Annotated in this window: 15 protein-coding genes; 3 read left to right on the top strand and 12 right to left on the bottom strand. The window is 68.1% G+C overall.

The window, feature by feature from the left end; all coding sequences use genetic code 11:
- Positions 1-91: 91 nt before the first annotated feature.
- The 7 genes from C8N44_RS02295 to C8N44_RS02265 all read right to left on the bottom strand — a co-directional run bounded on the left by C8N44_RS02295 (position 92) and on the right by C8N44_RS02265 (position 8,430).
- On the bottom strand, positions 92-1,402 hold the full coding sequence (locus C8N44_RS02295) for an efflux transporter outer membrane subunit (RefSeq protein WP_107974551.1): 1,311 nt from the start codon (positions 1,400-1,402) through the stop codon (positions 92-94).
- Complete coding sequence (locus C8N44_RS02290; protein ID WP_107974550.1) at positions 1,399-4,512, bottom strand: efflux RND transporter permease subunit; 3,114 nt, start codon at positions 4,510-4,512, stop codon at positions 1,399-1,401. The genes C8N44_RS02295 and C8N44_RS02290 overlap by 4 nt, the downstream gene beginning before the upstream one ends.
- A gap of 15 nt (positions 4,513-4,527) precedes the next feature.
- Positions 4,528-5,439, bottom strand: a complete 912-nt coding sequence (locus tag C8N44_RS02285) for an efflux RND transporter periplasmic adaptor subunit (RefSeq protein ID WP_107974549.1) — start codon at positions 5,437-5,439, stop codon at positions 4,528-4,530.
- 776 nt (positions 5,440-6,215) lie between these two features.
- Positions 6,216-6,827, bottom strand: coding sequence for a hypothetical protein (locus tag C8N44_RS02280; RefSeq protein WP_107974548.1), 612 nt, complete (start codon positions 6,825-6,827; stop codon positions 6,216-6,218).
- Positions 6,828-6,891: 64 nt separating this feature from the next.
- Positions 6,892-7,116, bottom strand: coding sequence for a hypothetical protein (locus tag C8N44_RS02275; protein WP_107974547.1), 225 nt, complete (start codon positions 7,114-7,116; stop codon positions 6,892-6,894).
- Positions 7,117-7,357: 241 nt separating this feature from the next.
- Positions 7,358-7,672 carry a DUF1244 domain-containing protein gene (locus tag C8N44_RS02270; RefSeq protein WP_107974546.1) on the bottom strand — a complete coding sequence of 105 codons (315 nt, stop codon included), beginning with the start codon at positions 7,670-7,672 and terminating at the stop codon, positions 7,358-7,360.
- A gap of 11 nt (positions 7,673-7,683) precedes the next feature.
- Entirely contained in the window at positions 7,684-8,430 is a 747-nt protein-coding gene (locus tag C8N44_RS02265) for an N-formylglutamate amidohydrolase (protein WP_107974545.1), read from the bottom strand.
- Positions 8,431-8,578: 148 nt separating this feature from the next.
- Between C8N44_RS02265 and pyk the strand changes: the two genes are divergently transcribed.
- On the top strand, positions 8,579-10,030 hold the full coding sequence (gene pyk, locus C8N44_RS02260) for a pyruvate kinase (protein ID WP_107974544.1): 1,452 nt from the start codon (positions 8,579-8,581) through the stop codon (positions 10,028-10,030).
- Between the two features lie 69 nt (positions 10,031-10,099).
- Here the strand turns inward: pyk and C8N44_RS02255 are convergent, their stop codons facing one another.
- Positions 10,100-11,047, bottom strand: a complete 948-nt coding sequence (locus tag C8N44_RS02255; protein ID WP_107974543.1) for a 2-hydroxyacid dehydrogenase — start codon at positions 11,045-11,047, stop codon at positions 10,100-10,102.
- A gap of 388 nt (positions 11,048-11,435) precedes the next feature.
- Between C8N44_RS02255 and dnaE the strand changes: the two genes are divergently transcribed.
- Positions 11,436-14,945 carry a DNA polymerase III subunit alpha gene (gene dnaE / locus C8N44_RS02245; RefSeq protein WP_107974541.1) on the top strand — a complete coding sequence of 1,170 codons (3,510 nt, stop codon included), beginning with the start codon at positions 11,436-11,438 and terminating at the stop codon, positions 14,943-14,945.
- Positions 14,946-14,984: 39 nt separating this feature from the next.
- Here the strand turns inward: dnaE and C8N44_RS02240 are convergent, their stop codons facing one another.
- Positions 14,985-16,883 (bottom strand): hypothetical protein, encoded by a 1,899-nt coding sequence (locus C8N44_RS02240; protein ID WP_107974540.1) that lies wholly within the window; start codon positions 16,881-16,883, stop codon positions 14,985-14,987.
- Positions 16,884-17,089: 206 nt separating this feature from the next.
- Here C8N44_RS02240 and C8N44_RS02235 point away from each other — a divergent pair, with 206 nt between their 5' ends.
- Positions 17,090-17,935: a hypothetical protein gene (locus C8N44_RS02235; RefSeq protein ID WP_146178790.1), complete on the top strand. Its 846-nt coding sequence runs from the start codon at positions 17,090-17,092 to the stop codon at positions 17,933-17,935.
- A 6-nt stretch (positions 17,936-17,941) separates the two neighbouring features.
- Here C8N44_RS02235 and C8N44_RS02230 read toward each other — a convergent pair whose 3' ends face one another.
- The 3 genes from C8N44_RS02230 to C8N44_RS02220 form a co-directional block, all read right to left on the bottom strand.
- Entirely contained in the window at positions 17,942-18,148 is a 207-nt protein-coding gene (locus C8N44_RS02230; RefSeq protein ID WP_373282678.1) for a SlyX family protein, read from the bottom strand.
- 73 nt (positions 18,149-18,221) lie between these two features.
- Positions 18,222-18,989, bottom strand: a complete 768-nt coding sequence (locus tag C8N44_RS02225) for a DeoR/GlpR family DNA-binding transcription regulator (RefSeq protein ID WP_107974538.1) — start codon at positions 18,987-18,989, stop codon at positions 18,222-18,224.
- Between the two features lie 122 nt (positions 18,990-19,111).
- The gene (locus tag C8N44_RS02220) at positions 19,112-22,297 is read right to left on the bottom strand and encodes an autotransporter domain-containing protein (RefSeq protein WP_146178789.1); all 3,186 of its coding nucleotides are present in this window, start codon (positions 22,295-22,297) and stop codon (positions 19,112-19,114) included.
- Between the last annotated feature and the right edge of the window lie 295 nt (positions 22,298-22,592).

Raw genomic sequence — 22,592 nt, 5'->3', positions numbered from 1 at the left:
GCCGTGCGGAGTATTTGGACACCCGCGATCAGCCGCTCAAGAACGCAACCGCTTCGAGTGCATGCAACAGTGCATATTACCTCCTACATCTTCAATCTGTTTCGGCCGGCCTCGACAGCGTCCATCCAAGGCCGCCGGCCACCTGAAGCGTCGCCCAGCTTGACGCGGCATCGAGCAGGTCCAGAAGCGTCGTGGTGCCGGCGTCGTAGGTCTGCCGGGAGAGGTCGGTCACCCGCTGGTAGGACGCGACGCTCTGGCGATACGCCTCCACCGCACGGCGGTTTCTAATGAAGTCCGTCTGAGCCGCCTGAACGTCCTCGACGGCGGCAAGCACCGTTGCGCGCCACGTCAGCCGCGCCTGATCAGCCCGGGCAATGGCCTGATCCCGGCTTGCGCTCAGCGTGCCCTGCAACACGACGGGAAGCGACAGGGTGGGGCCGAACGACCAGCTTGTCCCGTCGGATGAAGTGACCGTCCCGCCGAGATTGAGCGAAGGGTAGAGCGCCGCCTCGCTCACCCCGACTGCGGCGACAGCGGCGGCCAGATCGCGCTCGGCCGCGCGGATGTCGGGTCGGTTTCGAAGAAGATCGGCGGGCACCCCGACGTTGGCGCTGGATCCGGGGCGGGGCTGCGCCGCGCCGCGTGCCAGCGTGGCCTCGATCGTCTGGGACGGCACGGCGAGCAGTGTCGCGATCGCGTAGGTCGCCGCATAGAACCCGCTTTCGAGAGACGGCAGCGTCGCCCGCGATGCATCGAGCGATGCCTCGGCCTGCGCGGCATCGAGCTCGGTCGCCGTGCCAGCGTCGAATTGGCGCTGGACAAGGGTCAGGGTTTCGGAGCGGCTGTCGATCGTTTCGCGGGTGACGGCGAGCGCCTCCTGATAGTAGCGCAAATCGATGTAATTGGTGACGAGGGACGAGAGGAAAGCGAGCCGCGCCTCGCCGACACCGAGGTCCGCCGACTGAAGGTTCGCCAGCGCCTGTTCGCGCGAGCGGCGCTCGGATCCAAAGAGGTCGATCAGGAGGGACGGGCTGAACGAGGCCGACCGCGTGGTGCTTATCCCTGTCTCCCCGCCGCCTGATCGGACGGCGCTGGCCGTTGCCGAACCTTCGAGGAGCGCGGAGACGCCGGTCGCGCGTGCGGCCGCCTGCGCCTCGGCGACCCGCGCGATCGCCGTCCGGATGTCGAGGTTCTGCGCAAGGCCCGTGCGGACCAGATCCTCGAGCGTCCGGTCCCCGTAGGCGCGCCACCAGTACTGCGCCGCGGCGTCGCCGATCGGACTTGCCGACCCCTCGGCGAAGCTCGAGGCGAGATCGGCGCTCGGCGCCTCGTAGTCGGGGCCGACGGTGCAGGCGGCGAGGCTCGCCGTCAGCGAGAGGGCGGCTAGTCGAAGGGCTGTCATTGAACTGCTTTCGTCCTGTCGGTCGTCGGCACGAGGCGCATGATGAGAAGATAGAGGCCCGGAACCATGAAGATCCCGATGAAGGTCGAGGCGATCATGCCGCCGATGACCCCCGTGCCGATGGCCCGCTGCGCCGCCGCACCGGCGCCGCTGGCGGTGGCGAGGGGGAGAACGCCGAGAATGAAGGTGAGCGCGGTCATCAGGATTGGGCGCAGCCTGAGCCGGGCCGCCTCGACGGCGGCGTCGGCGATGCTTCGCCCCTCTCGCCTGAGGTCTTCCGCGAACTCGACGATCAGGATGGCATTCCGCGCGGCGAGGCCGATGGTCGTGAGCATACCCACCTTGAAATAGACGTCGTTCGACTGCCCGAATAGCCAGGCCGCTGCCAGCGCGCCGAGGATGCCCACCGGCACCGCGAGCATGACCGAGAACGGAATCGACCAGCTCTCGTAGAGGGCGGCGAGGGCGAGGAAGACGACGAGCGCCGAGATCGCATAGAGGACGGGCGCCTGGTTGCCCGACTGCCGCTCCTGATAGCTGATCCCCGTCCAGGCGACGCCGTATCCGCCATCGAGGCTCGACGCGAGCTCCTCCATCGCGTCCATGGCGGTGCCCGAGCTCACGCCGTTCGCCGCCGATCCCGAGATTTCGAGTGCCGAGGTGCCGCCGTAACGCTGCAGCGAGGGCGCGACCGCTTCCCATGACGTCGTCACGAAGGCCGAGAAGGGCACGATCTCGCCGTCGGAGTTCACGGCGTACCAGCGCAGGATGCCCTCGGGCTGCATCCGGTACTCCGCGGCGGCCTGCACGATCACCGGGCGCAGCGACGAGCCGAGGATGAAGTCGTTGACCTCGCTGCCCGAGAAGATCGTCGTGAGCATCGCGTTTACGCTGGACAGAGAGACGCCGAAGCTTTCGGCCTTCTCGCGGTCGATGTCGATGCGAAGCGCGCTCGAATCCTCGGTGTTGCGGGCGCTCACGTTCGTGAGCCGATCGTCCTCTCCGGCGATCCGCTCCAGTTCCACCGCTGCTGCCCGGAGCGCGTCGGTGCCGTTGCCCGCCTGGTCGATCAGGTACATCGAGAAGCCGCCAGAGTTCCCGAGCCCCATGATCGCCGGCGGCTGCATCACTCGGATGCTGCCGGCCCGGCTTGCCATGAAGGCCTGGTTGGCCCGGGCCGCGACGTTGGCCGCCGACAGCGACGCATCGCCCGAGCGTTCCTCGAAGTCGCGGAGCTTGACGAAGATCATCGCGCTGTTCTGGCCGTTGCCGCTGAAGCCGAGGCCGAGCGCGGCTAAAGTCGCCTCGACCGCGCCCATTTCGTCCTCGAGCAGATAGGCCTCGACCTTCTCGACCGTGGCGAGGGTCTGCTGCGCGGTCGCGCCCTCGGGAAGCGAGACCATCGTCATCAGCACGCCCTGATCCTCGGTCGGAATGAACGAGCCGTCGATCCGCTGGTAAAGCGCCCAGGACCCGCCGAGCACTACGGCGAGGACGCGCGCGAGAAGAATCGGCGCCCGCGACGAAAGCCGCACCACGCGACCGTAGCCCGCGGTCACGCGTTCCATGCCGGCATTGAACCAGCGCGCCGGCGGAAAGCGGCTTTGGCCGGTCTTCGGTTTCAGAAGGCGCGCCGACATCGGCGGCGAGAGGATCAGTGCCACGAGAAGCGACAGGGTCATCGCCGTGACCATGGTCAGCGAGAACTGGCGGTAGATCACGCCGGTCGACCCGCCGAAGAACGCCATCGGCAGGAAGACAGCGGCGAGGACGACGTTGATGCCGAGAAGTGCCGAGGCGATCTGAGTCATGCTCGCGCGGGTGGCGTCGAGCGCCGACATGCCCTCGGTCTCCATCAACCGCTCGACGTTCTCCACGACGACGATGGCGTCGTCAACGAGCAGGCCGATCGAGAGGACCATTGCGAACATCGTCAGCGTGTTGATCGAGAAGCCCGTAGCATAGAGCACCGCGAACGTCCCGAGCAGCACGACCGGGACCGCGATCAGCGGGATCACCGTCGCCCGCCATGACTGCAGGAAGACGACTAGCACGAGGAAGACCAGCACGATCGCCTCGAAGATCGTGTGGTAGACCTGCTCGATCGAGAGCTCGACGAAGGGCGACGTGTCGTAGGCGACGCGGAACTCGACGCCGGCGGGAAGCGACGCGGAGAGCTGGTCCAGCGTTGCCTCGGCAGCGGTCGAGGTGTCGACAGCGTTGGCGCCGGTTTTAAGGTTGATGCCGAAGCCCGCGGCCGGCGCACCGTCGAACCGAGAGCCGCCGCCGTAGTCTTCCTGGCCGATCTCGATCGTGGCGACGTCGGCAAGACGCACGATCCCGCCGTCTTCGCTCGACCGGAGCAGGATCTCCTCGAACTCCTTGAGCTCGCTGAGCTGGCTTTGGGCGGTAATCGTCGCGGTGAACTGCTGGCCCGCGACGGTCGGCAGATCGCCAAGCGATCCCACCGAGACGGTCGTGTTCTGGTTCTCGACCGCGGTGACCACGTCCGTCGCCGTCATCTGGTACCGGGCGAGCGCGATCGGATCGAGCCAGATCCGCATCGCGTAGCCCGAGTTGAAGGAGTTGATGCCGCCGACGCCGTCGGCCCGCTCGATCGGGCCCTCGACGGTCTCGCTCAGGATGTCGCCGAGTTCGAGCGTCGTGTAGCCTCCGTCCGGCGCGACGAGGGCGCCGATCATCAGGATCGACGAGGTCGACCGCGAGACGGAGACGCCCCGGCTCTGGACGGACGTCGGCAACTGGCCCTCGACCTGGCTGACCTTCGTCTGCACCTCGTTCTGCGCATCCACCGGATCGACGCTCTCGTCGAAGGTGAGCGAGATCGAGGACGATCCCTCGGAGGATTGCGAGGTCATGTAGATCATGCCGTCGAGCCCCGTCAGCGCATCCTCGATCACGCGGGTGACGGAGTTCTCGACGGCCGAGGCGGTGGCGCCCGAGTAGGTCGCGGAGATCCGGACCGTGGTGGGCGCGATGTCAGGGTACTGCGAGACCGGAAGCGAAAGGTACGACCAGACGCCCGCCAGCATCGTGACGATCGCGAGGACCCAGGCAAAGACCGGTCGTTGAATGAAGAAAAGCCCCAAGATGTCGATCCTTGGCTACCGGGAATCCGACGCGGGTGCGCCCTCGGTGGAACCGCTGGACCCGAAGGCCTCGGCGGTGCCGTCGGCCGCCGTGACGACGCCCTCGTCCGAGATGGTCACAGGAACCGTCGCAATCTCCGCGCCGTCGCGCAGATTGCTCAGCCCGTCGACGATCAGCATTTCGCCCGCAGCGATGCCCTCGGTCACAATCCAGGCGTTCCGGTAGCTGCCCTGTTCGGTCAGGGTACGCTCTTCCGCGGTCCCGTCCGCGGCGACGAATGCCGTCAGCGCGCCCGAGGCCGCCCGCGACGTCGCGCCTTGCGGGACGAGCACCGCGTCCGTCGTGCCGAGCACGATCTCGACGCGCAGGAACTGGCCCGGCATGATCCGGTGGTCTGGATTGTCGAAACGAAGCCGAAGCTCGGTCGTGCCGGTGGTCGTCGAGACGCTGGACCCCGGCGAGACCAACTCGCCCTTGCCGTCGTAGACCTCGCCCGTCTCGAGTTCGAGCCCGATATCCAGCTGCTCTCCTGGCGAGAGCGAGCCCGCCTCGATCTGGTTCCGGACCTCGCCGATCCGACGGCTCGATTCTTCGACGTCGACGAAAATCGGGTCGATCCGCGTGACGGTTGTCAGGGCGTCGGTCTGGTTCTCGGTCACGAGCGCGCCGACAGACACCGTGGAGATGTCGGGAAACCCCGAGATCGGGCTTTTGATCTCCGTCCGGTCGAGGTCGAGTTCTGCAAGCTCAAGCGAGGCCTCGGCCGAGCTCAAATCGGCCCGGCTCTGAAGAAGCGAGACCCTGGCCGAGGCCAGGTCCTCCTGGGTGACGCCCGTGCCGGCAAGACCCTCGTAGCGCGATACGGTCTCTTCGGCCGCCGACACCGAGGCCTTCGCAAGCTCGACCTCGGCCTCTGCGGCCGCCACGTTGGCAGATCAGGAACCGTTGTTGATGCTTCCGGCGGCGAAGGACGGCTGCGAGCCCACTATCACCGATGCTGCGAGATGAACGAATGCCGTCTTCGGCGGATCGCGCTGCGATCAGGGGAGGCAGAACAGCTGTCGACCCCTGCTCTCGGCGGCAGTAGCACGAGACGCTTGCCTATCCTTCGTTGCCCGGGAGCAGCATGCGCATACGGTCATCCGCGCCACCCTGTGCTCGCTCATCGGGACTGTCGGCCGTGGGCGGTCCGGGTGGACGACCGCTGCCGGGCCCCTGCGCTCCGGCCTGCGAGGTGGCGGCCGGATCGACGCCTACCACTAGCCGCGCGAGATAGGACCGTCACCCTCGGCGACGGTCGCATAGGCGTGGCGGCGCGTGTGAGTCATGGCGGCTCTCCCGAGGTGGCTGGAACGGAGGTCTCTTACTTTCGAGTGGATGCGGTTCGGGTCCCAATCATACGCGTGAGCGTGGCGTCGCGGTCCACGAAGTGGTGCTTAAGGGCCGCGCCGACATGTGATGCGGGAAGGCAGAGCATCGCCCAGGGGGCGTTGGCGTGGATCGCACTCGCTGTCGTATCGAGCCATGCGATCTCGCCCGGCAGACTGACCAGGCTCCCGAAAGGTTTGCAGCAACACGGGCTCGTCGCGAGACCGCCGAGAGACGCCGACCGCCGTTCGCGCCCCGTCATGCTCTCCCCCGAGGGACATGCGCTCGCAGAACGGGCCATGGCAGAGGTACAGGCGGCGGAGGTGCCGCGCCCTCAGTCCAGGGCCGCCCGCGTCAGCGCGGTGGCGAGGCGGGTGAAGCGCTCGCGGGAGCCGGCGCTGTCTGCGAGGGCGTCGGGGTCGGTGGGTAGGTCGAGCTTTTCCGCCTGGCCCGAGGCGGCTTTGTCGAGCATGGGATAGAGCGCGTCCCATGCCAGCTGCGCCTCGCGTGCAAAGATGGCGGCGCCGCCAGGGCCGATGCCCTTGAAGTCCTTAAGCCGCTTGAGGATGCCGTCGCGGTCGCCGCCTTCGTCGCGCAGGCGCCGCAGGTCGTCGCCGTACCAGTCGCGGACCTGCCGGGCGAGATCGTGCATCTGGTCGGCGCCGCGGTTGTCGAAGCGGGCATACCCATTGGCGTTCAGCACCTTGATGCGGGCGTCGCGGGTGCTGTCGAGGATGGTATCGATCTTGTGGAGCCCCTCGTCCTTGAGCGCGGCGGCGGCCTGCACCGCCTGCGGGGCGGCGATGCGGGCCGACATGAGCTGCGCACCGAGCAGCCAGTGGAACCACTGCTGCGGCACGTCGCGGGCGATGTTGGCGCCGATCTCTTCGCTGAAGAGCGTGCCGCGATCGTCGATGAGCGTTTCGATGGTGTCGGTCTGCGCCATGGCGTCCTCCGTCCGTCGTCCGTCGGACAAACGGGCGAGGCCGCGATCGGTTCAGATCGCCGGTCTACTCGGGGCGGGCGCGGGGTGGGGCCGGGGCGTAGCCCGTTTCCTCGCTGTGGCGGACGATCCAGAACCAGGCCCAGAGCCCGGCCGCCGCGCCAAGGGCGGCGAGGACAACGGCGGTGACCATGCGCCCCGAGGCGGTCGGGTCGCTGGTCAGGGCAAGGTAGCCGAAGGCCCAGAAGCCGGACCAGGCCACCACGTTGAGTATCGCGATCAGTTTCGACATGCGCTCCTCCGTATCTCCTCCGCCCCCATAGAAGCGTGCCGGGACGGCTGCGTCCATAGGGGAGGTCGGTGAAGGGCGGGTGATGAGGGTCGCCCAGATCGACCGCGTGGGCCTTCATGACCGGGGGCAGGCTTCCGGCATCACGATCCGAGGCGGCCTTCGGCCTTGATGCTGCGCCGGGAGCGTCGCGCCCAGCTTGCCCGGCACCATTCGCGCGGGGGGGGGGCAGCCGGGTCGGGCCCTAGCCCTTGTCGCCGACGTTCTCGCGGAAGCTCTTTTCGAAGGCGGCCTGCTGGTCAGGCGAGGCCTCGGTGTGGCTCTGCGCCTTCCAGTCGTCGTAGGGCATGCCGTAGAAGATCTCGCGCGCCTCTTCCTTGCCCATGTCGATGCCGCGTTCGTTGGCGGCCTCCATGTACCAGCGGCTCAGGCAGTTGCGGCAGAACCCGCCAAGGTTCATCAGGTCGATGTTCTGCACGTCCGGGCGGTCTTCCATCAGGTGCTGGCGCAGGCGGCGGAAAGCCGCGGCCTCGAGTTCGGTGCGGGTTGCGTCGTCCATGTCGGTCCTCCTCAGGTCTCCCGGTCCTCGGCGCGGGACAGGGCGTGGATCAGGTGGGGGGCGAGCCTCTCGCCCCATGCGGCCTGCGCCTCCGGTGTGCCGATCAGGTCGTTGCGCACCTCGATCAGGACGTTGTGGCGCCCGTGCTGCAGCGCGTGACGGTCGATAGCATCGCCCGGCAGCTCGCCGGTGTAGGGCATGTTGCGCCCCACCTCCAGATCGGGTTCCGCGTCGAGACTTTCAATGAAGGGATCGGACAGGCGGCTGTCGTGGGCATGCAGGACGCCGACGTGCCAGGGCCGCACCGGGCGGCCGCGCAGCTGCGGCGTGAAGCTGTGCACCGACACGATCACCGTGTCCTCCTGCCGCCCCGCCAGCCCGGTCAGCGCCTCGTGGTAGGGCCGGTGGTAGGCCTCGAGCCGCCGCGCCTTCTCCTCGGGGCCGGCATGGCGGTTTCCGGGGATCACCGACCCGTCGTAGAGCTTCATCAGCAGCGTGGGATCGTCCTCGCCCCGGTTGGGGTCGATCACCAGCCGCGAGAAGTTCGACAGCAGCACCGGCGCCGCCAGCGCCGTCGCCAGCGCCCGTGCCACGCCCGCCGCCCCCACGTCGTAGGCGATGTGCCGGGTCATGTCCGCCTCGGGCAGGCCCAGCGTGCCGCCGAGGTCCGGCGGCACCGTGTTGGCGGCATGGTCGCAGGTGACGAGCCAACGGCCTGTTCTGCCTGCGCCTTCTATGTGATAGGGCTGATATGTCATGTCCGCGTCATGTCCTTCCGGCACCGGAGAGACAAGTTGCGCGACACGGTGAATTGCGCAATAGGTGCATTCGTTAGCGATAACGCGAATATAGACAACGGATCAGGCGCGAAAACGGCCGGTCGGAGATCCGCCAGGAGGGCAACCCATGAAACGGAACCGCAAAGTCAAGATCGTCGCCACGCTGGGCCCCGCGTCCAGCACCTACGAGATGATCCGCCAGCTGCACGAGGCCGGCGCCGACGTCTTCCGGCTCAACATGAGCCACGGTACGCATGAAGAGATCGCCGAACGTCATCGCGCCATCCGGCAGGTGGAAAAGGACCTCGACAGCCCCATTGCCATCCTCGCCGACCTGCAGGGCCCGAAGCTCCGCGTCGGCGAATTCGCCAACAAGAGCGAGGAGCTGGAATGGGGCGAACCCTTCCGCCTCGATCTCGACAAGACGCCCGGCGACCATACCCGCGTGTGCCTGCCGCACCCCGAGATTTTCCAGGCGCTCGAGCCCGGCTCCTCTCTGCTGGTCAATGACGGCAAGATCCGCCTGCGGGTCGAGGACTGCGGCCCGGACCACGCCAATTGCGTGGTCGTCACCGGCGGCACCATCTCGAACCGCAAGGGCGTGAACGTCCCCGACGTCGTGCTGCCCGTGGCCGCGCTCTCCGAGAAGGACCGCAAGGACCTCGAGTTCGTCTCCGCCCTCGGCGTGGACTGGCTGGCGCTCAGCTTCGTGCAGCGCCCCGAGGACGTGACCGAGGCGCGCGAGCTCTGCGGCGGTCGCGCCGCGATCCTCTCCAAGATCGAGAAGCCCGCCGCCGTGCGCGCCTTCGACGAGATTCTCGCCGTCTCCGACGGTATCATGGTCGCGCGCGGCGACCTCGGCGTGGAACTGCCCGTGCAGAACGTGCCGCCGATCCAAAAGCGTCTCGTGCGCAAGTGCCGCGCTGCCGCCAAGCCGGTGATCGTCGCCACCCAAATGCTCGAATCGATGATCGAGAGCCCGATGCCCACCCGGGCCGAGGTTTCGGACGTCTCGGGCGCGATCTACGAGGGCGCCGACGCGATCATGCTCTCGGCCGAATCCGCTGCCGGCCAGTACCCGGTCGAGGCCGTGACCACGATGAACAACGTGGCCCAGGAGGTCGAAGGCGACCCGACCTACACCGAGATCATCGAGGCCTCTCGCACTGCCAGCGCCAAGCGCTCGAGCGTCGCCGACGGCATCGTTGCCGCTGCCCGCGAGATTGCCGAGACCACGGACATCAAGGCCATCTGCTGCTTCACCTCCACCGGCACCACGGCGCAGCTCGTGGCGCGTGAACGGCCCCGCGTGCCGATCATCGCGATGACCAGCCACCGCGGCGCCGCGCGGCGTCTCTCGCTGCTCTGGGGCACCTACTGCGTCATGACCGGCGAACTCGAGCGCTTCAAGCAGGCGGTGGTCAACGCGGCCCGCGCCGCACGCTCTGCCGGTTTCGCCACAGAGGAAGACCAGATCGTCGTCACCGCGGGCGTGCCCTTCAACATCTCGGGCACCACCAACATCCTGCGCGTCGCGCCCTGCGACGAACGCCTGATCTACCGCACCGACCCCGAGTGATCGCCCACGCCCGCCGGGCGCAGCATCCCGCCGCGGCCCCTTGCCGGGCCGCGGCGCCGGGCTGGGCGCTCACCCCGTGACGGGGGTCAGCGCCCGGCCTTCCCCGAACCACGCATCGATGTTGTCGACGACGAGCTGCGCCATGGCGTTGCGGGTCTCTTCCGTGCCGCTGGCGTGGTGCGGCGACAACACGACATTGGCCATCTCGGCAAAGCGCGGGTCGGCCTTCGGCTCGTCGGCGAAGACATCCAGTCCGGCGCCCGCGATGGTCCCGTCCGTGAGCGCCGCGATCAGCGCCGCCTCGTCCACCACGCTGCCGCGCGCCACGTTGATGAGGGTGCCCTCGGGCCCCAGTGCCTTCAGCACCTCGGCGTCGACCATGTGCCGCGTCGAGGACCCGCCCGGCACCACGGCAACGAGGATGTCGGACCACTCCGCCAGCGCGCGCGGCGTGTCGAAATACGCGTAGGGCACGTCCTTTTCGCTGCGGGCGAGGTAGCCGATCTCGGTCCGGAGGGCGGCGCAGCGCGTCGCGATGTCCTTGCCGATGGAGCCGAGCCCGAGGATGCCCACCCGGCTGCCCTTGATGGTGCGCACCAGCGGAAACGCGCCCTTGGCCGCCCAGTTGCCCGACCGCACCCAGGCATCCGCCTCGACCATGCGCCGCCGCGTGGCAATCATCAGCCCCAGCGCAAGATCGGCCACATCGTCGTTCAGCACGTCGGGGGTGTTGGTGACGGTCACGCCGCACCTCTTGCAGGCCTCCAGGTCGAGGCTGTCGGTCCCCACGCTGAAGGTCGAGACCACCTCGAGCGCGGGCAGACGTTCGACGATGTCGCCGCTGATGCCGCGCCCGCCGGTGGTGACGACGCCGCGGATGCGCGGGCCGACCTCGGCCAGCAGCGCCTCGGGGTCCTCGGCGGTGTCGTGCCGGTGGAGGGTGTAACGGGCCTCGAGCTCTGCCATCTGAGCGGGGCGGAGGGAGGAGAGGACAAGAAGATCAGGTTTCTGGGTCATGCAAGGGTTGTCGCGCCACCGCGCGACAAGCGCAAGGTCGGGGGCGCGAAGAGCACGGCCGTGCGGGGCGCCGGGCCGTGGTGTGGCGCTTTTCGGCAATCTGGCGGCCAGGCGGTGGCGATTCCGCCGTCCCGGGCGCGCGTGTCGGTGTCGCCCAGACCCTGCCGGGATGAAATCGTACGGATCATCAGAGCGGGTCTCGATCGCGCGCGGCTGCCCTGTGCGGCCTTGCGGATGCCGACCGGGGCCATGCCGCCGGATCTGCGCGCGCGGCGCGTCGCAAGTCCGCGGGGGTTCATTTCTAGGCGGCGCTTGCCCTGGCCTCCTTGCCGCGCGGGCACAGGCTTTGGGTCTTTTCCGCCCCCGCGCCGCAACATAGGGTGGGCGCATGGCCGATCCGCGATTCATCCACCTGCGCACCCACACCGAATATTCCCTGCTCGAAGGGGCCATGCGGCTGAAGAAGCTGCCCGCTCTCTGCGACTCCATGGACATGCCGGCCGTGGCGGTGACGGACACGAACAACCTCTTTGCGGCGCTCGAGTTTTCGGTGGGTGCGGCGGGGGCCGGGGTGCAGCCGATCATCGGCTGCCAGGTGGATCTGCGCTACGTCGAGGCCGAGCCCGGCGAGCGGGTCAAGGACCCCGCGCCGGTGGTGCTGCTGGCCCAGACCGAGCGCGGTTATGAGCATCTGATGAAGCTCAACTCCTGTCTCTACCTGCGGCAGGGCAGCGAGCTTGCGCATGTCACACTGGAGGAGCTCGAGGCGCATTGCGAGGACGTGATCTGCCTGTCGGGCGGGCCCGATGGGCCAGTGGGGCGGCTGTTGCGCGAGGGGCATCGTGCCGCCGCGCAGACGCTGCTGACGCGCCTGCACGCGGCCTTCGGCGACCGGCTTTATGTCGAGTTGCAGCGCCATCCGGGCGAGGATGGACTGCCCGAGGCCGAGCGCCAGACCGAGCGTGGCCATATCGAGATGGCCTACCAGATGGGACTGCCGCTCGTGGCCACGAACGACGTCTACTTCCCGAAGACCGAGATGTACGAGGCGCATGACGCGCTGATCTGCATCGCCGAGGGCGCCTACGTCGACCAGCAGGAGCCGCGCCGCCGGCTGACGCCGCAGCACTATTTCAAGTCGCAGCAGGAGATGGTGACGCTGTTTGCCGACCTGCCCGAGGCGATCGAGAACACCGTCGAGATCGCCAAGCGCTGCGCCTTCATGGCCTACAAGCGCGCGCCGATCCTGCCGCGCTTTGCCGACGACGAGGTCGACGAGCTTCGCCGTCAGGCGAAGGAGGGGCTGAAGGACCGCCTTGCGGTGATTCCGCATGCCGCGCCGGTTGAAGACTACGAGAAACGGCTCGAGTTCGAGTTGGGCATCATCGAGGGGATGGGCTTTCCGGGCTACTTCCTGATCGTGGCCGACTTCATCAAGTGGTCCAAGGACCAGAACATCCCCGTGGGTCCGGGCCGGGGGTCCGGCGCGGGCAGCCTCGTGGCCTACGCGCTGACCATCACCGACCTCGACCCGCTGCGCTATTCGCTGCTGTTCGAGCGGTTCCTCAACCCCGAGCGTGTGTCGATGCCGGACTTCGACATCGACTTCTGCATGGACCGGCGGGAAGAGACGATCCGCTACGTGCAGGACAAGTATGGCCACGACAAGGTGGGCCAGATCATCACCTTCGGCGCGCTGCTCTCCAAGGCCGCGGTGCGCGACGTGGGCCGCGTGCTGCAGATGCCCTACGGGCAGGTGGACCGGCTTTCGAAGATGATCCCGGTCGAGGGGGTGAAGCCCGTCTCGATCTCCAAGGCGCTCGAGGACGAGCCGCGCCTGAAGGAAGAGGCCGACCGCGAATGGCTGGTCGACCGGCTGCTGACCTACGGCCAGCAGGTCGAGGGGCTGCTGCGGAACGCCTCGACCCACGCGGCGGGCGTGGTGATCGGCGACCGACCGCTGGACGAGCTGGTGCCGCTCTACCGCGATCCGCGCTCGGACATGCCGGCGACGCAGTTCAACATGAAGTGGGTCGAGCAGGCGGGCTTGGTGAAGTTCGACTTCCTCGGCCTCAAGACGCTGACCGTCATCCAGAACGCTGTGGACCTGATCCTGAAGTCCGACCGCCCGCTGCACGTGGGCGCCGACGGGGCGGAGCTTTACGCGCCCGAGCCGGGGACGGAGAACCAGATCAACGCGATCCCGCTCGACGACGAGGTGACCTACAAGCTCTATGCCTCGGCCAAGACGGTGGCGGTGTTCCAGGTGGAAAGCTCGGGGATGATGGATGCGCTCAAGCGCATGAAGCCCACCTGCATCGAGGACATCGTCGCGCTTGTGGCGCTCTATCGTCCGGGGCCGATGGAGAACATCCCGAAGTATTGCGAGGTCAAGAACGGGCTGTCGGAACGCGACTACCTGCACCCCTCGGTGGACCACATTCTGGACGAGACGCAGGGCATCATCGTCTACCAGGAACAGGTGATGCAGATCGCGCAGGAGATGGCGGGCTACAGTCTCGGCGGCGCCGACCTTCTGCGCCGCGCCATGGGCAAGAAGATCCAGGAGGCGATGGACGCCGAGCGGCCCAAGTTCATCTCGGGTGCCAAGGCCAACGGCGTGGACGAGAAGAAGGCGGTCGAGACCTGGGCGCTGCTCGACAAGTTCGCCAACTACGGCTTCAACAAGTCCCACGCGGCGGCCTATGCCGTGGTGAGCTACCAGACGGCATGGCTCAAGGCGAACCACCCGGTGGAGTTCATGGCGGGTGTCATGAACTGCGATATCCACCTGACCGACAAGCTGGGCATCTACTTCGAGGAGGTCCGCAAGGGCCTGAAGCTGCCCTGGACCGCGCCTTGCGTGAACCGCTCGCAGGCCACCTTCGACGTGCACGAGGGCGCGCTGGTCTACGCGCTGGGCGCGCTCAAGAACGTCGGTGTCGAGGCGATGAAGCTGATCGTGGAGGGGCGGCAGGAGAACGGCCGCGACAAGCCCTTCGCCACGGTGTTCGACTTCGCGCGGCGGGTGGACCTGAAGAAGATCGGCAAGCGGCCGCTGGAGATGCTGGCCCGCGCGGGGGCCTTCGACCAGCTCGACGGCAATCGGCGGCGGATCTTCGACAGTCTCGACGCGCTGGTGGCCTATTCTGCGGCGGTGCACGATCAGGCGGCCTCGGACCAGGTGTCGCTTTTCGGGGACGGGGGCGACGACTTGCCGGAACCGCGCCTGTCGCCGGTGGCCGACTGGCTGCCCGCCGAACGGCTGGCCGAAGAATTCAAGGCAGTGGGTTTCTACCTCTCGGGCCACCCGCTCGACGACTACATGCCGCAGCTCAAGCGGCAGGACGTGCTGACGCTTGAGGAAGTGACCGCCAAGGCCGAGGCGCAGCCCTTCCTGGCCAAGATGGCGGGCGTCGTGGCCGGGCGGCAGGAGCGCAAGTCGGCACGCGGCAACCGCTTTGCCTTTGCGCAGCTCAGCGACCCCAGCGGCGCTTACGAGATCACGCTGTTTTCCGAGGTGCTGGAGAAGTCGCGCGAGTTCCTCGAAACCGGGGCCAAGGTGCTGCTGACCATGGAAGCCACCATGGAATCGGATCAGCTCAAGCTGCTGTGCCGGTCCGTGCAGCCGGTGGAAAAGGGGCTCAACAAGGGCGCGCCCATGGGGCTTCGCATTCACGTCGAGAACCCCGAGACCATCTCGCAGATCGCCTCGGTCCTGGGGCGCGCGGCCGAGCAGATGCCAAAGGCGCCGCGCGGCCCAGTGCATCTCTGCCTCAGCGACGCGGGCCTGCCCGGCGAGGTGGAGCTGGACCTCAAGCAACCCTTCCCGGTCACGCCCGAGATCAAGGGCGCGGTGAAATCCCTGGGCGGCGTGCTGGCGGTCGAGGATTTCTGAGTTTGCGCCGCGCCCCGGTTGGAGCGCGGCGCCGGTGCCTCATTCGCAGTGGGTATAGGTGAAATCGACGGCGCCGTCGAAGCCCGTGGTGGGGAAGACGCCGTCTGTCAGGGCCGGGTCGTCGCGCACGAAGATCACCTCGTCGGAATTGCGCATCGCCTCCATCAGGTCGGCGTCGGCGGGGAAGGTGATGGTGCTCTTGTTGCCGTAACCGGTGCGGGCGAAGTCGCGGCCGCCGATCCTCAGCACGATCCCGCGTGTTTCGCCGTCGGGAATGACCTCCCAGCCGATGTGCATCGAGGGCAGGCCCTCTTCCGAGCAGTGCAGGCCGAAGGCGGCGCCGTTGCGCGGATCGATGCTGCGGGCAACGGGGACGGTGAAGTTCTCGGTCCGGTGGCGCAGCACCCAGGCACCGGACTGTGCGTCACCAAACACGCCGGGGAAGCTTTGGACCGGGCCGGCCACCTTGGGTCCGTCACCGCAGACGTCGACCACATGGGCGAGGCCGGGATCGCCGGCGGAGCCGGGCACGGTGAGAACCACCTTTGCCGCAGAGGGGTTGTCGTCGGGGATCACGATGACCTCGGCATCCTCGCCCGCGTTCAGCAGCTCCAGCAGCCTGACCTGCCCGTCCCAGCGGCCGGCCATGTAGAAGGAGGGGTCGCCGCCCGAGGCGATATCCTCGTGGAAGCGGGTGGGGAAGGTTTCGGTCCCGAGCCGTAGGCGGACGTCGTCCTCGGGGCCCACGTTGGCTAGCTCCGGAGCGCTGAAATTGATCTGGAGGCCACCCCCGGCACCGCAAGACAGCATGAGTTGGGTTCCGTCGAAGTTGGGATGGGCGGCAAGCACGAAACCCATGGCGTTTTCGGGCACGACCGAGTTCCACTGTCCGGGCTCCATGCCGGGGGCGGTCCACGGGATCGCCGCATCGGCTTCGGCGGGAGGTGTCCGGGAAAGGGGCGCCTGCGCGGAAGTGGAAGGTTCCGGGGCTTCAGGGGAGGGTGCCTGCGACGCGTCCACGTCCTCGCGTGCCACGACCTCGAGCTTGCCACCCGTCCAGCCCCAGTGCCGCGTGCAGCGGTGGGTGATGGGGCAGGAGCCACCCGTCACCGTGGTGGTCAGCGCGTGGTCCGCGCCGGGGGCGGGCAGGGCGTAGCTGAGCGCAAGGATCGGCTGGGGCCAGCCGCCGGGTGCGTAGGCGGACGAGGCGTAGACGTCGATGCTGCACATCTGGGCGCCGCAGTAGCCGCCGCCGCGCCCGACGCTGCGGTCGGCGCAGGTCACGGAGGACCAGTCGAGCAGGAAGTCGGGCTTTCCGTCGCCGTCGATTTCGGTCTGCACGATGGCATCCTCGCCGCTATAGGCGCCGCGGCAGGCTTCGCGGATGCGGGCCTCCGGCGCGGCGGCGGTGAGGCCGGTGGTGGCTGCCGTCGGGCCGGTGGCGGCTGTCGTCGGGGCGGCGCCCTCGCCGCAGATGGCAAGGACCTCGCCGATGGCCGCGCTGGAGCCGCGCAGGCGGAAGGGGAAGAGACCGGTGCCGAGGTCGCTGTCGAGGGTCACCGTGTTGCCCGCGCGCAGGGCGTCGAGCAGCCCGTTGCCGGGGGCTATCCGCCACCAGGAGGTGTGCCCGTGCGGGACGAAGGTGGCCTGTCGGGAATAGTCCCGGCCGTCGACGCTGATGCCGACGCGGCCCTGCCGGGTGTCGCCGTCGTATCTCAGGCCGTCGGCGAAGTAGACCTCGGGGCCGGTGTCGGTGCACTCGACGCCGAATTCGCTCGGCCCGCCGTTGAAGCGACCGTAGATCCAGGCGACGTTCGTCTGGAATTCCGTCTGTCGGGCGAACTGCCAGCGCTCGGTCGGCAGGGTGCCCTGGGCGAGGGCGGCGGTGGTTGTTGTCGCGAGAAGGGCGGCGGAAATCAGGATGCCAGCAATACGCATGAGCCAATGACCTTTCTGAAATAAGGACGAGCGTCCCAGCACAGGCGATTCCCGGCAAGCCCGGTATTCCTTGCGTGCGGCGGCGGGATGCCGGTTCGGTGGTCATGTTCCGCCGGTGGGACGGTTTGACGTCGAAGCAGGTGTGGATTCCCGGGGGATGTGTCCGTTAGAACACGGACGGAATGAAAGCGACGGTCGGATTCCGAATGAGATACGGTTCCTTGTTGATTATCGCGGCGCTGGGCCTGACTGCGTGCAGCGAATCCCCCCAGGCGCCCATGCGTCTGAGCGAGGTCGAAACGGCCGAGGGCGCGGGGGCTGCGGCGGTGGCCGAGGGCACGGGCGGTCCTGCCGCGCCGCAGGCCGACCCTGAGGCTGCGCCCGAGGGCGGGATGCTGGGCTATCTGAAGGAGCAGGCCGACGCGGCCAAGGCCGCCGATGCGGAAGACGGCGTCGAGGTGGCGGCGATCGCCCCTCAGGGTGAACCGGCGCGCGCACCGCAGGGTGGCGGCGGGTTCCTCTCGCAGCTCTTCGGTGGCGGTGGCGGATCGGTCGAGGGGCCCGAGTTGCCCATGGCGGTTCCCGGGCAGGCGCTGCCCTTCGGCGAGGTGGCCCGGAGCTGTGTGAGCAACGTCCAGAGCCTCGGCACCGCGACGGACCGTTATCCCGAGACCGGCAGCGGCTACACGCTGATCGACACCGATCCGTCCAATCCCGGGATGCGGACCTTCTACCTGACCGGCTTCCGGGACGGCTGTGCGCGGCAGTTCACCGCCGCGCTGGCCATGTTCGGGTCGCCCGAGACGCACGAGCAGATCCGCTATGGTCCCGCTGCCGAAACCCTGCCCGCCACGGGGCTCGATTCAGCCTACGAGGCGGTCAAGAACAAGGTCTGCCGGGTCGCCACTGGCGAGCCCTGCGGCAACCGCATGGGGCGGCTGGCGCGGGACACGGCCTTTGTCAGCATCTACCAGAGGTTCGGTGGCAACCGTCGCAAGGACCTGCTGCTGCACGATGGCGAGGTGGTCGCCATCGACACGCACGGGGAGTGAGCGCGCCTACCAGTGCGGCGGGCGCTCGTCGCCAAGGTAGATGCCACCGGACTGATCCTGCTCGCGCTCGGCCTCGCGCCGCATGAGGCGTTCCACCCGCGTGGTCAGCCGGTCGATCTCGGTCGCCTGCCGGGACACCGTCTCCGACAGATCGTCGACCGTGCGCGCGAGATGCGCGATGTGGCTTTCGAGATCCTCGATCCTGTCCTGCATGGGCGCGGCCTTTCGTTCGGGGTGACGATGGTCGCCTATCCGCCCCGCGCCGCGCTGTCGAGCCTCGGCCGCGTCAGCCCAGGTGCAGCTCGACCCCGGCCTCCTCCACCAGCTTGGCGATGCCCGGCGGCGGGCGGCGGTCGGTGACGATCATGTCCACGTCGCCGATGCGCCCCAGCCGGACAAGGCCACGGTGGCCGAACTTGCTGCCGTCGACGGCGAGCAGGACGCGGCTCGAATGCTGCATGGCGGTGCGCACGCTTTCCACCTCGGCCTCGTCGTCGTCGCCCAGATCGCCCTCGTCGTCGATTCCCGAGACCGAGAGGATGGCGAGGTCGAATTTGAATCCCGAGATGAAGGAGCGCGCCTGTTCCTGGAAGACGCCGCCATCGACCTGCCGGACAAAGCCGCCGGGGATGGCGATGGTGAAGTCGGTGACCTCGCGCAGGAAGGCGGCGATGCGCAGGCTGTAGCTGACCACGCGCAGGTTCTCGCACGAGACGAGGGCGCGGGCCACGGCCTCGCAGGTGGTCCCGGTGTCGAGGAAGACCGAGGCGCCGTCTTCGACCAGGTCGGCCACGCGGGCGCCGATGCGGTCCTTGGCGAGCGAATTGGTCACGCGGCGCCGGCGCAACTCGCCGGGTTCGACCGAATTGGCGAGCATGGCGCCGCCGTGCAGTCGGCGGACCTTGCCCTGGCGCTCGAGCTCCATGATGTCGCGGCGCGCGGTCTGCGTGGTCACCGAAAAGCGGCGCGCGATTTCCTCGATCGAGATGTATCTCTGGGCCGCGAGCTGCTCCATCAGGAGCTGCTGGCGGTTGCCCTTCCTGTCTGTGTCCATCGCCCCGGTCTTCTGCCTCGCCTGCGTGCCTTGATACACGTGAGGGCCCTTGTTTTTCGAGAAAAAAAGAGGCCGCGGCTGTGGGGAGCCGCGACCTCGCGTTTCGTGACGCGTGGGCGTCGTCAGAAACGCATCTGCACGCCAAGGTTGACCGCGTTCGACTGGCCGTCGTCGCCGAAGGCGCCGTCGTAGCCGACCGAGAGCACCGCGCGGTCGCTCAGGTCCATGGCGACGCCAAGGCCGATTTCGACGGCATCCTCGGCAAGGCCGGTGCCAGTGACCGAGAAGGCGCTGCCGCCGGCAAAGGCGAGGTCCGCTTCCGGGTCGGAGGCGTCGAGCACGTGGCGCCATGCCAGCGCACCCGAAAGGCGCAGCGGCGTGGTGCCGGCGTCGAAGGCGCTTTCGGCGCGCAGGCCGAGCGTGGCGAAGCTGGCCTCGAACTCCGAGTCCTCCACGCGCAGGGCCGCGTCACCGCCGCTTTCCGAGGCGCCGTCGGTCTTCACCCGGACGTGCGAGAGGCCGCCGAAGGGTTCGAGCATCGTGGTGCCCAGGGTGAAGCGGTGCGAGAGTTCCGCGAAGACCTGCGTGGTGTCCGCATCGTAGTCGGCCTTGAGCGTTTCGTCGAAGCCGGTGAAGGACACATCGCGCCACGTGGAAACCTGGCTGCGGGTGTAGCTTGCCCCGAGGCTGACGGCGGTGGCGCCGAAGCGCTGGCCTGCCGTGAGGGCGAAGTGCAGATCGTCGGTCTCGCTCTCGCCGCGCAGGCCGTCGAGGCTCGCCTCGCCCTGGCCAAAGCCGCTGGCAAAGCCGAAGGTCAGGCCGCTTTCGAGCTTGGCGTTGGCCCCGAAGAGCGTGCCATAGGCCGAACGCGACACCTCGCGGGTGTCGTCGCCGTCGATATCGGCGCCTGCGCCATAGCCCTCGAACCAGAACTGGACGCCGGTTTCGGCCCCGTCGCGGGTGTCGCGCAGCTTCGATGCCGCCATGTCGGTGACCGCGGCGGACTGTTCGGCCAGCGCGCCCATGGTGGCGGCGTGAAGCTCGCCCGACATCTCCTCGAAGGCCTCGTCGGCGCTGGCTTCGCCCAGCATGACGACGCTGTCGAAGAGCGGGTTGCCCATGCCCAGCGGCTCCAATGCGCGAGCCGCGGCGCGGCCGTTGCGGGTGGAGGCGACGCTGTCGAAGGCGGTGTCGTTGCGGTCGAGTTCCAGCGTCAGGCTGGTGTCGCCGTAGGTCAGGCCCGCGTCGAGGAAGGCCAGCGAGGAGGTCACCCCGTCGAAGGTGCCGCTGATGCCGCCACCGGCCGTCAGCACCTCGTAGGAGGTGAAGGGCAGGTAGTTGCCGCCCTCGGCCACGACGACGGTGCTGCCGCCCTGGATGTCGACCGCGCCGGTCACGTCCACACGGTCGGCCTCGCCTGCGGCATTGGCCTCGATCTCGAAGGTGGAGCCTTCGGCGAAGCTCAGGTCACCGGCGACGGAAAGCGTGCCGATGCTGTTGCCCGCGCCCAGCGTGCCGCCCTGCGCGATGGCGAGGTTGCCTGTGGTGCCGGTGCCGCCAAGGCGTGCGCCGTCGTTGACGGTGGTGAGCGCCGAGGCCGCGGTCGATCCGTTCACGATCAGCGCGCCACCGTCCACGGTCGTTTCGCCCGTGTAGGTCGTGTCGCCCGCCACGATCAGGGCGCCCGCGCCGCGCTTGGACAGTGCGCCGGTGCCGGAGATGTCCTGTTCGGTGGTCACGGCGGCTGCCGCGTCGCGGATGTCGAGCCAGCCGCCGGTGCCTTCGAGCGAGATCTCGCGGTCGAGCGTGCCCATCTGGGCGCCTTCCACGGCCAGCCCGCCGTTGTCGAGGCGCAGGGTGGCGTCGGCATCGCCAAGCGCCGCGTCCTCGGTCACGACGACGGTGCCGCCGGCGGTGACGAGGGTTTCCCCGATGAAGCTGTGGTCGTCGATGCAGTATTCGGCGACGGCGGCCTGCAGGCGTGGGTCGTCGGTGGTGCAGTCGAGCAGCGTCTTCTTTTCCTCGGTGGTCAGCCAGTCGAGCACGGGTTCGCCGTTCTCGTCGGCGATCTGGCCGAGGTAGACGTCGTCGCGCATGTTGTTGCGGCTGAGGACGAATTCGCCGCCACTCTCGTCGAAGGTGGTGGCCTCGTCGCTCCAGACCAGGCGGGTCTGTTCGTCGCCGGCCTCGTCATACGTCTCGAGCTTGGGGCCGACCCAGCGCAGGTCGTGAGCCACGAGTTCGTGGTCGGCGTAGGGGGTGCCGTCCTCGGTCACGTCGACCTGGTCGAGCGTGCCCGTGTAGGCATCGTCGGCCGCGTCGATCACCTTGTACCACTTGCCGAAGGGGCGCGAGGCCAGGAAGTGGTCGATGCGCACGCGGTCCCAGCTTGGCCAGGTGTTGGTGTCATCCTCGCCGGCCGAGGGCCAGGTGGTGACGCCATCGTCGAACTCGTGCGGCTCGAAGTTCTCGCGGTCCGCGCCGTGCAGAAGGATGAAGTCCTTCTTCAGCAGGTTGAGCGTGACGGGGGTGTTGTGCTCGACCGGGTAGGTTTCGTCGGCAAACAGATCGTCCGGGATGTCGTCGAGCGACAGCCAGGCGCCGCGGTTGGCGTCGATGAAATCCTGCATGGCGTCGGCATCGACCGCGTATTCGCCAAGCAGCGTCTCGTAGAAGCTGTTGCCGCTGTAGAGGTAGTTCTGGAGGATCAGCTTCTGCTGCGAGGCGCGGTGCAGGCCGCGTTCCGAGGTGTCGCCCGCGTTCCAGTCGCCGGTGAGGATCACCGGGCCGCCGGTCGATTTCGCCCATTCGGTGATGCCGCGGACTTCGTTCAGGCGCGTCTGCGAGGGGTCGCGGTAGTCGAGGTGGACCGAGCCCACGACCGTGTCGGGCATGCCGCCGCCGGGCTGCGCGGTCTGGTAGGCCACGGAATCGCCCTGGGTGTTGGTGGCGAAATCGCCGCCGACACGGCTGAGAACGCCGGTGTCGCCCTGCTTGATGAACGCGTACTCGCCGAGACCCTCGTCACGCAGGATCTGCTGGAGCCCGCTGAGGTACTGTTCGTTGCGCAGTTCCTGGAAGGCGATGATGTCGTAGTTGCCGTTGACGAAGACGTCCTTGATGGCGTCGAGGTCGTTCCGGAACTGGTCACCCCAGGTGTTCATGGTCAGCACGCGCAGCGTGCCCTGGTCCTGCGCAAGGGCGGGAGATGTCAGAAAAGCAACAGCGGCGACACTGCCGAGAAGGCCCGCGCGGCCGGCACGCGTGAGCCGGCGCGCGGAGCGGGTAAAGGAGAACTGGTTCTGCATGGCATCCATCGGATTGGAAGAATGGGACCGGGCGGGTGACGCCCGTGCGATTCCATCGCGTCCCGAGGCTTGTCATGTCTATATGTCGGTAAAGTGACAGGATGTAAAATATCGTACATTATGGCACTGCTGCCTTCTTTGGCATCACAGACTGCGGCAGGCCCCCAGGTGGGCGCCGTGTTGACAGCTCAACGCGAGTGGCTCAGGGTAGTCGGGTCCGGCAAGGCCGGTCCGCGGGAGGAGCGTCATGGATCAATGCACTGCACGGCCGACGACGGCCCTGCCGGGAGGGCGG

Origin of the sequence: Allosediminivita pacifica (genome assembly GCF_003054175.1) — a bacterium.
In the GTDB taxonomy this organism is placed as follows: Bacteria; Pseudomonadota; Alphaproteobacteria; order Rhodobacterales; family Rhodobacteraceae; genus Allosediminivita; species Allosediminivita pacifica.
Note: the sequence above shows the minus strand (reverse complement) of the source record. Positions and strands in the feature narration are given on the sequence as shown.